The organism is Nocardioides terrigena (assembly GCF_003047265.1).
GTDB lineage: Bacteria > Actinomycetota > Actinomycetes > Propionibacteriales > Nocardioidaceae > Nocardioides > Nocardioides terrigena.
In genome coordinates, this window is sequence record NZ_PZYY01000013.1 from 36,579 (window position 1) to 51,365 (window position 14,787).

The 14,787-nt window shown below is 73.7% G+C and carries 12 protein-coding genes; 3 read left to right on the forward strand and 9 right to left on the reverse strand.

Features of this window, described 5'->3' with window-relative positions; genetic code table 11:
- Positions 1-71: 71 nt before the first annotated feature.
- The 4 genes from DAE25_RS21040 to mraZ form a co-directional block, all read right to left on the reverse strand.
- Positions 72-677, reverse strand: a complete 606-nt coding sequence (locus DAE25_RS21040; RefSeq protein WP_107768073.1) for a hypothetical protein — start codon at positions 675-677, stop codon at positions 72-74.
- Positions 677-1,651, reverse strand: a complete 975-nt coding sequence (gene rsmH / locus DAE25_RS21045; RefSeq protein WP_107768074.1) for a 16S rRNA (cytosine(1402)-N(4))-methyltransferase RsmH — start codon at positions 1,649-1,651, stop codon at positions 677-679. Before rsmH ends, DAE25_RS21040 begins: the two co-directional genes overlap by 1 nt.
- Positions 1,652-1,655: 4 nt before the next feature.
- The gene (locus DAE25_RS23315) at positions 1,656-1,814 is read right to left on the reverse strand and encodes a hypothetical protein (RefSeq protein ID WP_157559491.1); all 159 of its coding nucleotides are present in this window, start codon (positions 1,812-1,814) and stop codon (positions 1,656-1,658) included.
- Positions 1,815-2,052: 238 nt separating this feature from the next.
- On the reverse strand, positions 2,053-2,481 hold the full coding sequence (gene mraZ, locus DAE25_RS21050) for a division/cell wall cluster transcriptional repressor MraZ (RefSeq protein ID WP_107768075.1): 429 nt from the start codon (positions 2,479-2,481) through the stop codon (positions 2,053-2,055).
- A gap of 494 nt (positions 2,482-2,975) precedes the next feature.
- On the opposite strand from mraZ, the gene DAE25_RS21055 reads away from it, so the two are divergent.
- The 3 genes from DAE25_RS21055 to DAE25_RS21065 are packed head-to-tail and all read left to right on the forward strand — an operon-like array spanning position 2,976 to position 7,529.
- Complete coding sequence (locus DAE25_RS21055; protein WP_234411192.1) at positions 2,976-3,914, forward strand: AAA family ATPase; 939 nt, start codon at positions 2,976-2,978, stop codon at positions 3,912-3,914.
- Positions 3,907-5,163, forward strand: coding sequence for a DUF58 domain-containing protein (locus tag DAE25_RS21060; protein WP_107768076.1), 1,257 nt, complete (start codon positions 3,907-3,909; stop codon positions 5,161-5,163). The genes DAE25_RS21055 and DAE25_RS21060 overlap by 8 nt, the downstream gene beginning before the upstream one ends.
- Positions 5,160-7,529 carry a transglutaminase family protein gene (locus DAE25_RS21065; protein WP_107768077.1) on the forward strand — a complete coding sequence of 790 codons (2,370 nt, stop codon included), beginning with the start codon at positions 5,160-5,162 and terminating at the stop codon, positions 7,527-7,529. Before DAE25_RS21060 ends, DAE25_RS21065 begins: the two co-directional genes overlap by 4 nt.
- 372 nt (positions 7,530-7,901) lie before the next feature.
- Here the strand turns inward: DAE25_RS21065 and DAE25_RS21070 are convergent, their stop codons facing one another.
- The 5 genes from DAE25_RS21070 to DAE25_RS21090 all read right to left on the reverse strand — a co-directional run bounded on the left by DAE25_RS21070 (position 7,902) and on the right by DAE25_RS21090 (position 14,778).
- The gene (locus DAE25_RS21070; protein ID WP_107768164.1) at positions 7,902-8,345 is read right to left on the reverse strand and encodes a DUF3040 domain-containing protein; all 444 of its coding nucleotides are present in this window, start codon (positions 8,343-8,345) and stop codon (positions 7,902-7,904) included.
- Positions 8,346-8,452: 107 nt separating this feature from the next.
- Positions 8,453-9,655, reverse strand: coding sequence for a DNA polymerase IV (gene dinB, locus DAE25_RS21075; protein ID WP_107768078.1), 1,203 nt, complete (start codon positions 9,653-9,655; stop codon positions 8,453-8,455).
- A gap of 63 nt (positions 9,656-9,718) precedes the next feature.
- Positions 9,719-10,456, reverse strand: coding sequence for a methyltransferase domain-containing protein (locus tag DAE25_RS21080; RefSeq protein ID WP_107768079.1), 738 nt, complete (start codon positions 10,454-10,456; stop codon positions 9,719-9,721).
- A 49-nt stretch (positions 10,457-10,505) separates the two neighbouring features.
- The gene (locus DAE25_RS21085) at positions 10,506-14,330 is read right to left on the reverse strand and encodes a DNA polymerase III subunit alpha (RefSeq protein ID WP_107768080.1); all 3,825 of its coding nucleotides are present in this window, start codon (positions 14,328-14,330) and stop codon (positions 10,506-10,508) included.
- Positions 14,320-14,778, reverse strand: a complete 459-nt coding sequence (locus DAE25_RS21090; RefSeq protein ID WP_107768166.1) for an SAV_6107 family HEPN domain-containing protein — start codon at positions 14,776-14,778, stop codon at positions 14,320-14,322. The genes DAE25_RS21085 and DAE25_RS21090 overlap by 11 nt, the downstream gene beginning before the upstream one ends.
- Positions 14,779-14,787 lie beyond the last annotated feature (9 nt).

Consider the following 14,787-nt stretch of genomic DNA (forward strand, 5'->3'; position numbering starts at 1 on the left):
GGTTGGTGTGACTGGTGGGGTCGCTCCCATTTCTACCGGGAACGACCGGGGTTGGCCGTCAGGCCGCGCCGTCAGCGACGGGTGCGGTTCTTCTTGCGGGCGTCCGTCGTGGCGTCGGGCGTCGTCCCCGCAGCAGCAGCAGCGGCAGCGGCCGCCTCGTCCTCCGCCGTCGTCTCCGGGGCCGGGACCTCGGCCGCGGGGACCTCGACGATCGTCGGCGCGGGGGCGAGGATCTCGGGCTTGACCGGGGCGGGCGGGGTGAGGTTGAGGCGGTCCTCGGGGGTGGCCGGGGTCTTGACGCCCTCGACCGCGCCACCGCCGAGCGTCAGGAAGGTCGGCGCCGCCGGCACGACCATGCCCATCTGCTGGGCCTGGGTGGCGACCCGCTGCGGGTTGCGCAGCTCGTCGAGCTCCATCTGCAGCGTCTGCTCGCGGGCGGCGAGGTTGGTGGCCTCCTCCTCGAGCGCGGTCGCGGCGAAGGACGCCTGCTGCATCGAGGTGTTGAAGAGCAGCAGCCCCACGATGCCCCCGACGAGCACCAGGCTGACCAGGGTCACGAAGGGGACCTTGGGTGCCCGGGTGCGGGTACGCGGGACGACCGAGAGGCGGGCCCGCTCGACGGCCTCCTGCGCGATGCGCGGGACGCGGTGGCGGATCTGGGTGGCCGGGCTGCTCATCAGGCGACTCCTCGGTGGGGACCTCGGTGGGGAAGGACTCGCTCGAGTGCACGGAGGCGCACCGAGGCTGCTCGCGGGTTCTGCTCGATCTCGTGCTCGTCGGCCTGCTCGGCACCCCGGGTGACGTTGCGGAACGCGGGCTCGCTGCCCTCGGGGATGAACGGCAGGTCGTCCGGCACGTCGAGGCGGGTGACAGCCGTGAAGGCCCGCTTGACCAGCCGGTCCTCGAGGGAGTGGTAGGACTCGACGACGACGCGGCCGCCGACGTTGATCGCGTCGATGGCCGCGGGGATCGCCCGCCGGAGGACGGCGAGCTCGTCGTTGACCTCCATGCGCAGCGCCTGGAAGGTCCGCTTGGCGGGGTGTCCCCCGGTACGCCGCGCCGGCGCCGGGATCTCGGCGTACAGCAGCTCGACGAGCCGGGCGCTGGTGGTGAAGGGCTCGGTCTCGCGCTCGCGCTGCACGGCGCGGGCGATCTTGCGGGCGAACTTCTCCTCGCCGTACTCCTGGAGCACGCGGGTCAGGTCGCCGACCGAGTAGGTGTTGAGGACCTCGGCGGCGGTGATGCCGGTGGTCCCGTCCATCCGCATGTCGAGGGGGGCGTCGACCGCGTAGGCGAAGCCGCGCTCGCGCACGTCGAGCTGCATCGAGGAGACGCCGAGGTCGAAGAGGACCCCGTCGACGGCCTCGAGGCCCTGGTCGGCGAGGACGTCGGGGATCTCGTCGTAGACCGCGTGCACGCCGGTGAAGCGGTCGCCGAAGGTCGCGAGGCGCGCGCCGGCCATCTCGAGAGCGGCGGTGTCGCGGTCGATGCCGATGACCCGGGCCCGGGGCAGGCGCTCGAGGACGGCCTCGGTGTGTCCGCCGAGGCCGAGGGTGCAGTCGACGAGGACGGCGCCCTCGCGGTCCAGCGCAGGCTGGAGGAGAGCGACGACCCGGTCGAGGAGCACCGGGGCGTGGCTGGGGGTCGTCATCCGCTCAGCCCTGCCGGCCCAGGTGTGAGAGCAGGACGAGCGCGGCGGCGATCGCACCGGACGTGGCGGCGGAGAACGCCATCACGGTGACGGCGTCGCGGGCCTGGTCGCGCACGCGCGGCGGACGGCCGGCGACGGACTGCCCCCTGACGGCTGTGCTCATGAACTCGACCCCACTGACGCGGTTGGTGGTGCTGACGGGTGGTGCTGGTGCTGCCGGGTGCTGATGTGCGACTGATCCGGAGCCACCTCGCCAGGTCCCTGCCCGCTCCCCCGATGGGGAAGGCCATCTGGTGCACGGGGAAGTTGCCCCAGATGGCGACGGGAGAGCGGGCACGAGACCTGGTGCTGTGGTGCCGGATCAGCTGTTGAGTTGGTGGTGCGGGGTGGAGCGGGCGGTGCTAGATACCGGGGAAGACCTCGTCGCTCAGCTCGGAGAACTTCTGCTCCTGCTCCTCCGAGTAGGCCGTCCACGCCGCCGGGTCCCAGATCTCGATGCGGTTCATCGAGCCGATGACCACGACGTCCTTGGTGAGCGACGCGTATTCGCGCAGCGGCCCCGGGATGGAGATGCGGCCCTGCTTGTCAGGGACCTCCTGCGACGCCGCCGCGAACAACATGCGGACGTAGTCACGAGTGCCCTTGTTGGTGACCGGCGCCTGGCGGAGCCGGTCGGTCAGGGAGGAGAAGTCGTCCATCGACCAGACGGTCAGGCAGCGCTCCTGTCCCCTGGTCACCACGAGTCCCTCCGTCAGCTGGTCCCTGAACTTCGCGGGGAGGAAGAGCCGGCCCTTCTCATCGAGCTTGGGCGTGTAGGTGCCGAAGAACATCTGGCACCCACCTCTCCGACCCTGTTCCCCACTTTCCACCACTCTACTCCACATCGCTCCACCGTCAACCATTCCACGCGTGTTTCGCCGCCCGGATGGCGCGTTCCTCCACGCGGCGACCGGCGGGTGCCCGGTGGCCGTCGGTCGGCGTCCGCGAGCGGCGTACGGCGTCGAAACCGCAGGTCAGCGGCCTGCGGACGGGTCCGGTGCAGCGACCGGGGAGCACCGGTGGAGCGCCGGTGGGGAGGAAAGGGGCTGTCCCGGTGGCCGGTGGTGGAGGAAAGTGGGGCGAAAGGTGGGGAATCCCGCTCCGGTCTCCGCTCTCGGCGTCAGGGCGCGGGTATGTTGCGCCCACGTCATACGGTGGGGAGGACGTGGGGCCGGCGTCGTGCTGGTCCCCTCCTCGGTCAGGGAGTGGGGAACAGCACGTGAGTACGTCGATCCAGGACGGCACCGGCAACGGGGCCCACGGCGGAGGTTCCGACCTCGACACGCTGGCACGCGTCGTCGGCCGGGTCCGCGCCAACATCGAGCACGTCATCGAGGGCAAGCCGGACGTGGTCAACGCCGCGCTCGTCGTGCTGCTGGCGGAGGGTCACCTCCTCATCGAGGACGTCCCCGGCGTCGGCAAGACCCAGCTGAGCAAGGCCCTGGCCCGCAGCATCGACTCGACCGTGCGACGCATCCAGTTCACCCCCGACCTGCTGCCCTCGGACGTCACCGGCGTCTCCGTCTTCAACCAGGACACCCGCGAGTTCGAGTTCCGCCCCGGCGGCGTCTTCGCCAACATCGTGGTCGGCGACGAGATCAACCGGGCCTCCCCCAAGACGCAGTCCGCGCTCCTGGAGGCCATGGAGGAGCGCCAGGTCACGGTCGACAACACGACGTACATGCTCGAGAAGCCGTTCATGGTCATCGCGACCCAGAACCCCATCGAGATGGAGGGCACCTACGCCCTCCCCGAGGCGCAGCGCGACCGCTTCATGGCGCGCGTGTCCGTGGGCTACCCCGTCGAGGCCGCCGAGCTGGCGATGCTCGGCTCGCACACCACGACCAACCCGCTCGACGACCTCGAGGCGGTGACCGACGCCGGCGAGATCCGCAAGCTCATCGAGATCGTCGGCAGGGTGCACGTCGCCCCCGCCGTCCAGCGGTACGCCGTGGCGCTGTCCACCGCCACCCGCACCTCCACCGAGCTGCACCTCGGCGCCTCGCCGCGCGCGACCCTCCACCTCGTCCGCGCGGCCAAGGCGGCCGCTGCGATGCGCGGTCGCGACTACGTGCTCCCCGATGACGTCCACGGGCTGGCCCGCCCGGTCCTGGCGCACCGGCTGCTGCCCAGCGTCGAGGCGGCGATGGGCGGCCGATCCAGCGGGTCGATCCTGGACGCGATCGTGACCGGCGTCCCCGTCCCCGAGCCGGACCGTGCGTGAGGCGCTCGCCGGTCTGACCGTCCGCGGACGGGCCTTCCTGGCTGCCGGTGTCACGACGATCGTCTGCTCGATGATCGTCGGGCACCCGGCCCTGGTGCGCGTCGGCGTGCTCGTCACCGCGCTCCCCCTGCTGACCGCGCTGTGGATCGGACGGTCGCGCTACCGGCTCGCCCTGGTCCGCACCGTGTCCCCCCAGCTGGTCGCCGCCGGCCAGTCGTCGCGCATCCAGCTCACGCTCACCAACGAGGCGCGTACGCCGACGGGGGTGCTCCTGCTGGAGGACCACCTGCCCTACGTCCTCGGCCCGCGGCCGCGCTTCGTGCTCGAGGGCATCGGCCACGGCTGGCGACGGCACGTGGACTACACGGTGCGCTCCGACGTGCGGGGCCACTTCGACGTCGGACCAATGACGGTGCGGGTCACCGACCCCTTCGGCCTCATCGAGCTCGGGCGCGCCTTCCACACCACGGCCTCGCTCACCGTCACCCCGCGCACGGTCCCCCTCCCGGGCATCCTGCTGGGGGGCGCGTGGACCGGCTCGGGCGACAACCGGCCGCGCTCGTTCGCGACCGGCAGCGCCGAGGACGTCACCGTCCGCGAGTACCGTCGCGGCGACGACCTGCGCCGGGTGCACTGGCGCAGCTCGGCCCGGGTGGGCGAGCTGATGGTCCGCCGCGAGGAGCAGCCCTGGCAGTCGCGGGCCACCGTCTTCCTCGACAACCGGCTCATCTCGCACCGCGGGCAGGGCGTCGCGTCGTCGCTGGAGGCCGCGGTCTCGGCCGCCGCGTCCGTCGCGGTCCACCTCGCGCAGCGCGGGTACGCCGTACGCCTCGTCACCGCCGGGGGCGAGGAGCCCGGCACCGCCTGGCACTCACGCAGCGCGGCGGTCAACACCGCTCCCCTCCTCGAGGCGCTCGCGGTCGTGCAGATCGAGCACTCCCCCCGGCTCGACACCAGCTGGCTGGCCGAGGCCGGCCAGGGCGGACTGCTGGTCGCCGTGCTCGGCCAGGTCTCCGACGCCGACGCACCGTTCCTCAAGCGGATGCAGCACCACGCCAGCACGACGGCGGCGATCGCCCTCGACGTCGACCAGTGGGCCCCACACCTGCCGCCGTCGGCGACGGGCAGCACCGCCCAGGCGCTCGCCGCCCGCGGCTGGAAGGCCGTCACGCTGACGCCGCGCGACCACCTCGAGGTGGTCTGGCAGGAGCTCGGACGCCTCGGCAAGCGGGAGCGGGTGGGCGCATGACGCACCGCACCCGCCTCGGCCCCGCGCTGCTCCTCGCCGGTCTCGCGGCCGGCACGTCGTGGTTCACCCTGCTGTCCTGGCGCATCCTCACCTCCGACGCCGCATCGGTCACGATGCCGCTGTTCCTCCTCGCCATCGCGATCGCCGTCGGTGGCGCCACCGCGCGGTGGATGCGCGTGCCGGGGGCCGTCGTGGTCCTCGGCCAGGTCGCGTGCTCGGCCCTGTGGCTGCTCTTCGTCGTCACCGGGTCGATGCTGCCCACCGGGGCGACGATCGGTGCCTTCGGGGACGCCTTCTCCGCGGGGCTCGAGTCCGCCCGGCTGTACGAGGCGCCGGTGCCGCCCAACGTGCCGCCCGTGCACGCCCTGCTGCTGGTCGGCGGAGCCCTCACCCTGCTGGCCACCGACCTCTTCGCCTGCACCCTCCGGCGGGTGCCGCTGGCCGGACTCGTGCTGCTGACGGCGTACTCCGTGCCGGTCTCGGTCACCGGCGAGGGCACCTCGTGGTGGACCTTCGTGCTGGTCGCCGCCGGCTTCCTGGCGATGATGTTCATCGCCCACGAGGAGCAGGTGACCCGGTGGGGCCGCGAGGTCGAGGAGGAGGACGCCGACCCGACCGGCTTCGGCGTGCGCACCGGGGCCGTCCGCGGGTCCGCCGTCGCCATCGGTGCCAGCGCGACGGCGATGGCGCTCACGCTGCCGGTGCTGATCCCCACCCTCGACGTCGCGCTCTTCGACGGACAGGGCCCGGGCAAGCGCGAGATCCAGGTCGCCGACCCCATGGTGGACCTGCGCCGCGACCTGGTGCGCGGTGAGGACCGGCCCCTGGTCCTGGTCAGCACCGACGGTGAGCGGCCGACCTACCTCCGGTACTCCGTGCTCACCCGCTTCAACGGCGACACCTGGACCCCGGGCGACCGCGACATCCCCGAGACCCAGGTCGCGCGGGGTGAGCTGCCCGCCCTCGACGGCGTGGATCCGTCCGTGCCGCGCGAGGAGTCGGAGTACCGCGTGCAGGTCAGCACCGACTTCGAGTCGACGTGGCTGCCCACCACGGCCCACCTCACCGACATCCAGGCGACCGGCGACTGGCGTTACGACACCTCGACGATGGACTTCATCAGTGCCGACGACGAGGTGACCACGGCCGGCAAGTCCTACGACTTCACGGCCGTCTCGCTCGAGCTCGACGGCGCGGCCATGGACCGGGCCGTCTCCGGCGCCGCCGAGGTCCGGGCGGCCTACCTCGAGGTGCCGCCCAGCGTGTCCAGCAACGTGCGCACCCTCGCGGCCGCCGTCACCGGCGACGCCCCCACCCGATTCCGCAAGGCGCGGGCGCTCCAGCAGTGGTTCCGCGAGGACGGCGGCTTCACGTACGACGTCAACGCGGCCGAGGACGCCGCGGACGGCGACCTCGACTCCTTCCTCGACGCGAGCACGGGCCGGGTGGGCTACTGCGAGCAGTTCGCCGCGTCGATGGCGATCATGGCCCGGATCATCGGGATCCCGTCGCGCGTGGCGGTCGGCTTCCTCGAGCCGCAGGCGGCCGGCCCCGACACCTGGGAGTTCTCCTCCCACGACCTGCACGCCTGGCCCGAGCTCTACTTCCCCGGCTCCGGCTGGGTGCGGTTCGAGCCCACACCGGGTGGTCCCGGCGGCCGGGCCGAGACAGTGCCCGTCTACACCCGTGGCGAGCTGCCCACCATCGAGGAGCCGTCGGCCTCCCCCGGCGCCACCCGCACGTCGGAGGCACTGCCGGACCGCGGCCAGACCCCGGAGGCCGACGCCGCGGCCGACGCGGACGACGACGGCACCTCGATCCCGTGGGTGCCGATCGTGCTGGTGCTCCTGGTCCTGCTGCTGGTCGCCGCGGTGCTGCTGGTGCCCGGCCTCGTCCGACGCCAGCGGCGCGAACGCCGCCTCACGGGCGGCGTCGAGGAGGCGTGGCAGGAGCTGCGCGACCTGGCCATCGACCTGGGCCACGGCTGGCCCGGAGGTCGGTCGCCTCGCGCCATCGGCACCTGGCTCGGGGAGCGCTTCGGTGCGCCCGGGGTCGAGACGGAGCGCTCGGACCGGCCGCGCCGGGGTCGGGACCTCGCACCCGAGGGCGCCGCTGCGCTCGACCGGCTGGTGACCGAGCTCGAGCAGAGCCGCTACGCCCGCTCGTCGACGCCGGGTGACTCCCACGTGCGTGCCGCCGACGTGGCCGCCGTCGAGGAGGCCCTCGTCGCCGGGGTCGCGCCCCGGGTCGCCCGCCGGGCCCGACGGTGGCCCCGGTCGCTGCGCCCCGCCCCGCACCGGCCGGCCACCGAGGTCGTCACCCGGGCGCCCGCCGAGGAGCGCGAGCTCGCCGACCACCCGGGCTGACGCCGCGGGGCCGGGCTGACCCGGCGGGATCATCGCGTCAGCCGGTGGGCCCCGTCAGCTCACGGAGGCTGAAGTTCCACGCAGGAGTGCGGAAGTTCGGGCGCCACGGCGTCGCCCGGCTGAACTTCCACGCAGGGAGGCGGGAGTCCAGGAGAACTCGGCATCCCCCGGCTGTGCTTCCACGCAGGTGCGTGGGAGTCTCCGGGGCCAGGGACTCGCCCGGCTGTACGTCCACGCTGGAGGCGGAGGTGCCGGGGTGACCACGGACATACGCCAGGCCGCTACTGCGGACGTCATGGAACCTGGCTGTCCGGACGACCAGGGCTCATGACGTCGTGCGGAAGCCCGTCCGGCGTGGTGGGCTCGTGTGCGTCAGAAGGGGCCGTTGTCGCGGCGCCGGCGCCAGCGCTCGTCCATGCGCTCCATGAACGAGCCGGAGGCCTTGGTGCGCCGGTTGCGCTGGAAGCGCGGCGACTTGGCGGCCTTGCCGCCGTCGACGACACCGAAGCCGTCGTGGCGGGTGTCGCGCATGTGTGGGCCGGAGCTGGAGGGGTGGCGCAGGGCGGTCACGACCACGACGGCCGCGGCCAGCATCACGAGGAAGCCCACGATGCCGAGGATGGTCTGGCGGAAGATGACACCACCGGTGAGCAGGGCCATGCCGGCGACGAAGACGACGCCCGAGGCGATCGCGCGACGGCGAGCGGCCCGCTGCATCGCAGTGCCACGCAGGGTGGACGCCAGCTTGGGGTCCTCTGCGACGAGCGCGCGCTCCATCTGCTCGAGCATCCGCAGCTCTTCCTCGGACAGCGGCATCATTACCTCCTCCACCAACACGTCGTGTGCCAGCCGTGTGACAAGTCTAGGCACCCGGTGGGCAACCGGGTAGCCGCCTCTCGAAATTCGCCCGTTTCGGGTGCTGATCACATCAGGCTCGCCGGCCGGACGGCCGCCGCGCCGAACCTGCGGGTGGCCCGGTCGACCGCCCGATCGGCTTCCGCCCACCCGTGCTCCGCCTCCCCCAGCACCAGCTGTCTGTGCACCGACCCGCGTGGGACGAGACCCTCCACCCTCACCCCGACGAGCCGGAGGCGGGCGCGCTGGAGGCCCAGCGCGTCGTAGAGGCGAGTGGCGACGCGGTAGACGTCGACGGTGACGTCGGTGGCCTCGGGGAGGGTGCGCGAGCGGGTGATGGTCGTGAAGTCGGCGAACCTGATCCGGATCGTCACCGTGCGACCTGCCACCCCCGCGGTGCGCATTCGCCCGGTCACCCGGTGGGAGAGCCGGAGCAGCTCGCGGACGATGACGTCGCGGTCGTCGGTGTCGCGGGCGAAGGTCTCGTCGGCCCCCATCGAGCGGTCCGGCTCGAATGGCCCCGAGCGCGGGGTGAGCGTGCGCCGGTCGGTGCCCCAGGCCAGGTCGTGGAGCTGGCTGCCCAGGTGTACGCCGACCGCGCGCTGGAGGGTGCGCAGCGGGGTGTCGGCGACGTCCCCCACCGTGACCAGCCCGAGGCGGTGGAGCATCTCGCGGGTCTTGTCACCCACCCCCCACAGCTCCCCCACGTCGAGCGGGTGCAGGAAGGAGGTGACGCGCTCGGGTGGGACCACCACCACGCCGTCGGGCTTGGCCCGACGGCTCGCCAGCTTGGCGACCGACACCGAGGCCGCCACCCCGACCGAGCAGGTGATGCCCTGCTCGTCGTGGATCGTGGCGCGCAGCAGCCCCGCGATGTCCCGCGGCGATCCTAGGCGGCGGGTCGAGCCGCGGACGTCGAGGAACGCCTCGTCGAGCGAGACGACCTCCACCAGTGGGGTGATCCGGCGGAAGTTCTCGATCACCGAGGACGACACTGCGCTGAACGTCTCGAAGTCGGGGGCGATCACCACGGCCTGCGGGCACATCCGCCGGGCGCGGGTCATCGGGAGCGCCGAGCGGACGCCGTACTGGCGGGCGAGGTAGTTGGCCGAGAGCACCACCCCGCGGGTGCCGCCGCCGACGATGACCGGGACGTCGGCCAGGTCGGGCCGGTCCCGGGTGGCGACCGAGGCGTAGAACGCGTCCATGTCGACGTGCAGGAGCGGGGCGCGCCACGACGGGTCGGGCCGCCCGGCAGGCAGTCCGGTCATGGCGACCGCCGGTCGTCCGGCGCCGTCCCGGGCAACCGGGCGGGCGGCAGGGCCGGTGACCGGTCAGGCGCGGGCGAGGACGTGCAGCTGGGTGGCGAGGGGGAAGTACTCCGGACGGGTCGACACCGCCTGCTCGAGCGCCACCAGCGCAGCCGTGGCGCCCGGCTCGAGGTCGAGCAGGGAGCCGGGGACGAGGTCGGCGAAGACGCGCACGGCGTGGACGGAGGTGGTCTCCAGCCCGGCGCCCGCGAGCAGCGGCTCGAGCTCGTCGCGGGTGAAGCGGTGGCCGGCCCGGCCGGGGTGGCCGCTCGGCGTGCCTGCGTCGAGGAGGTCGCGGGCGGCCTGGAAGTGACCGGCCATCGCCCGGGCCACGACGGCCGCGTGGCGCTGGGCGACCAGCAGGCTGAGGTGGCCGCCGGGGCGCAGCACACCGGCGATGGCCGCCAGCGCGGCGGCCGGGTCGTCCACGACCTCGAGCACGCCGTGGCACAGGACCAGGTCGACGCTGCCGGCCTCGACGAGGCCGGCGAGGTCGCCGAGGTCGCCCTGCTGGCCGGTGACCCGGTCGGCGACGCCGCTCTCCCGGGCCCGCCGGTCGAGGGCGGCGAGGGCGTCGGGGCTGGGATCGATGACCTGGACGTGGTGACCCAGCTCGGCCAGCGGGACGGCGAACCCGCCCGTGCCCCCGCCGATGTCGACGATCCCGGCCTGGGGGGCGCGGTCGGTGGACCCCAGCACCTCGCGGACCGCTGACCACACCACGCCGGTGCGGACGGACTGGCGGCGCTCGCTGGCTGACATGGGGCCAACCCTAGTGGGATCGCCGGGAGGACCGGGGGCACGTCCGGCGTCATCCCGGGCTCCCCGGGCTGCGGTGCCACAGGTTGCGGGACGGGCGCTGGGCGCCCTCCTCGACCCACAGCTTGCGCGCGACGTCCCTGGTGTCGTCGCCGGCCGGCTTGATGTCGGCGTAGGGAGACATCTGGAAGCCGCTGGAGTGCACCAGCACCCGTCGGTGCCCGGGCTCGTCGGGATCGGTCCACCCCACCGGGACCCGGCCGATCTCGGCGAGCACCGCGGCCAGCGCCGCCTCGCGGGTGCGCTCGCGCCGCCACAGCGCATGCAGGTCGGGCAGCGCCCAGGCGCCGGTGGCGCGCAGCGAGACCCCGCGCCGACCCGTGCGCCGCAGCTCGCCGCGGACCACGAGCAGCCACGAGTGGAAGACGGTGGCGGCGTAGGGACCCTGGGCGTCCTCGAAGAACGTGCAGTCGACCGGTCCGGTCCCGTCGTCGAGGGTCAGGAAGACGACCCGTCGCCCCGACCGGATCGGCGGCGTCTGGGTCGCGACCTTGACCCCGGCGACCAGCAGCTCGGCGCGGCTGCGCCGGCGCAGCAGGTCGCGGCTGCGGGTGGTGCCGAGGTCGTCGAGGAAGTCGGCGTAGGGCGCGACGGCGTGCTGGCTGACGTCGAGCCCCAGGATCTCCAGCTCGGCCCGCATCCGCTCGTCGGTGGTCATCTCGGGCAGCCCGGTGACCGGCTCCCCCGCCCCCGGCTCGTCGCCGAGCTCGAGGGTCAGCTGGACCGAGTCGGCCTCCCGGACCGGCCGGGCCGCTTGCGACTGGGCCGCCGCCCGCACGGCCGGGTCGGAGCTCGTGCGCCGGGCGGCTTCCTGCGCGGTCTGCTCGGGTCGCACCATCGCCGAGACCCGCCGCGCCGCCAGGCCCCGGCCCCGCGAGGTGCGGTCGAGCATCCGGGTGTGCCGGTCGAGCTCGGCGACCTGGAGCAGCAGGTCGCGGCGCGTCAGCCGGCCCCGCGGTCGGACCTCGTGCTCGCCGCTCGCGATGCGGTAGAGGTCGTCGAAGGCACCGGCCAGCACGAGCCGCTCCAGCACCGGTCGGGAGACCCGGGCCCGGGCGTGTAAGTCGCTGAGCGACGCGTAGGGGGTCGTGCAGTCCGCGCCGGTGCCGCCGCGGGCGGTGACGATGCGCGACACCTCGGCCTCGCTGATGCCCTTGAGCTCGGCGAGGGCGAGCCGGATCGCGTAACCGTCCCCGAGGCGCTCGACGACGTACGACGCCTCGGAGGCGTTGACGTCGAGGCCCAGCACCCCGACCCCGAACTGGCGAGCGTCCTCGAGGATCAGCCGCTTGGGATACATGCCCGGGTCGTGGGTGAGCACCCCGGACAGGAAGTGCGCCGGCCAGTGGGCCTTGAGCCACGCCGACTGGTAGGTGGGCAGCGCGAAGGCCGCCGCGTGGGCCTTGCAGAAGCCGAACGACGCGAACGCCGCGACGACCTTCCACATGCGGGTCACCAGCGCGAGGTCGTAGCCGCGGGCCAGGGCGCGTGGGAAGAACCACACCTCGGTCTCGGCCATCCCCTCGACGTCGCCGAGCGCGCGCCGCTTCTCGTCGGCCTCGGCGTAGGAGACCCCGGCGAACCGGGCGATGATCTCGATGACCTGCTCGTGGAAGACCACCACCCCCTGGGTCTGCTCCAGGATCGGGCGCAGGTCCTCGTGGATGTAGCGGACGGTCTTCCAGCCCTGCTTGGCCTCGAGGTAGGGCGTGATCATGTCGCTCTTGACCGGTCCCGGCCGGAAGAGCGAGATGTCGGTGATGATGTCGCTGAAGGACTCGATGCCCGACTTGCCCACCAGCTCGCGCTGGCCCGGGGACTCGATCTGGAAGACGCCGAGGGTGCGCGCCGAGCTGATCATCGTGTAGGTCCTGTCGTCGTCGAAGGGCACCTGCACCTCGTCGTCGAGGTCGACCTCGACCCCGTCGACGCGGGAGATCTCGGACACCGCGTGCGCCATCGCCGACTGCATGCGGATGCCGAGCACGTCGAGCTTGAGCAGCCCCAGCGCCTCCACGTCGTCCTTGTCGAACTGGCTGATCGGGAAGCCGGCGTACGACGCCTCGACCGGCGTGCGGGAGAGCAGGGTGTCGTCGGAGAGCAGCACCCCGCACGGGTGGACGGCGATGTGCCGGGGCAGTCCGTCCAGGCGCTCGACCAGCCGGAACATCAGGTCGAGGCGCTCGCTGGCCAGGCCACTGGCCCGCAGCTCGGGGAGGTCGCGCATCGCGGTGCGGGCGTCGCGCGCCCGGATGTGCGGGAACGCCTTGGCGATCGCGTCGACCTCGCCGGGCGGCATGCCCAGCGCGGCGCCGACGTCGCGGACCGCGTGCCGGACGCGGTAGGTGTCCATCATCGAGACGCACACGCAGCGGTCGCCGCCGTAGCGGGCGAGGATCGCCTCGTAGACCTCGAGGCGGCGGGCGGACTCCACGTCGATGTCGATGTCGGGAAGCGAGGCGCGCAGCGGTGACAGGAAGCGCTCCATCAGCAGTCCGTGACGGATCGGGTCGACCCCGGAGACGCCGAGGAGATAGTTGACCAGGCTGCCCGCCCCCGAGCCGCGCGCGGCCCGGCGCACCCCCATCTCGCCGATCAGGTCAGTGATGTCGGCGACGGTGAGGAAGTAGGAGGCGTAGCCCAGCCCGCGGATCAGCTCGAGCTCGTCGTCGAGCCGCTTCCAGATGCGCTGCCGGGGCGCCTGGCCGTAGCGGTGGCCGATGCCGGCCTCGCACCGGGCGCGCAGCGCCGCGTGCGCCGACTCCCCCGGCTCCCCCGCCCGGTCGAACTCGGGGAAGTGCACCTCGCCCAGCCCGAGGTCACCGCGCGGGTCGAGGGCGCACCGGTCCGCGACGGCCCGGGTGCGGGCGAGCAGCCGGCGGGCCTCGGTGTCGCTGTCGTGGGCCAGCCCGGCAAGCCGGCACACCTCCTCGGCCACCTCGTGCATCTGCTTGCCGGACTTGAGGAAGCCCTCGGCGTTGGCCCGGTCGACGTGGCGGCGGTCGAGCGCCACCAGCCGGCGGGCGGCGTCGAGCACGTCGACGGTCGGGGCGTCGAGGCGGTCGGCGTAGCGGACCGCGTTGGTGAGGACGGTGCCCAGGCCGGCCCGGCGGGCGACACCGGCCATCCGGGCGGCGTGCGGCGAGGTGCCCGGCCCCCACCCTCCCCCGGCGCTGCCCCCGCCGGGGAGCCGGTGGGACACCAGCTCGACGACGAGGTTGTCGCGGGGCACCACCTCGCGCCACGGCGCCAGCGCCGCCAGGGCGAGGTCGTCGCGGCGCCGGACCGCGGCGACCCCGAGCTCGGAGGTCGGACCGAGCAGGACCATGACGTCACCGTTGCCGAGGTGCGGGGCGAGCAGGTCGAGGGTGGCCACCGGCCGGCCCCGCTCCCCGTGGAGGTGGGTCTCGGAGACCATCCGGCAGATCGCCGCCCAACCGGCCCTGCCGCCGGCCAGGAACGTCACCCGGGGCAGGCCCCCGCGGTGGGCCGGCAGGTCACGGTGCGCGCCCCCGCGCACCGGGGCCCGCCCTGCACCGGCCGGGCCGGCGGGGGCGCCTGGCGCTCCGGGAGCGGCGGACGCACCGGGACCGACGGGCGCGACGGCCAGGTCGACGCCGAGGATCGGCCGGATGCCGGCCTGTTGGCAGGCCTGGGCGAACTTGACCGCACCGTAGGTGCCGTCGCGGTCGGTGAGGGCGAGCGCGTCCATCTCGTGCTCCACGGCGCGCTCGACGAGGACGTGCGGGTTGGAGGCGCCGTACTGCAGGGAGTAGCCCGAGGCCACGTGGAGATGGACGAACGGGTCAGGCGACACCGCTCTGGCCGGTCGTGTGGCTCACGGCTGCCGGGGCATGGGGCACCAGCCCGAGCGCCTGCTCGACCACGGCCAGGAACCGGTCGGAGTCGCGGACCAGGTCGTCGGCCTCACGCTCGGTGACCGCCCGGGTCGACCCGGCCTCGGCCGCCGCGCGCTTGCTCGCGCCGGCGGCGAAGAACCGCGCCCACTCCTCCATCTCGGGGGCCACCTCGGCCAGCAGGACCCAGGCGTTCTTCTGGCGGCGGGCGCGGGGCGCGGGGTGGGCACGCGCGGCCAGCAGGGCGGCGGCCGACCGCAGGGCCGCCACGTGCGCACAGGCGTAGCGGGTGGGCACGTCGCGCGCCGAGATCGCCTCCTGGAGGGACTCCGCCGCACGGGCGAGGTAGGAGTGGGTGGTCGCCGGCAGCAGGTGCGGGTTGAGGGGTCGGGTCGTCGTGGTCGTCATCTCGTCCTC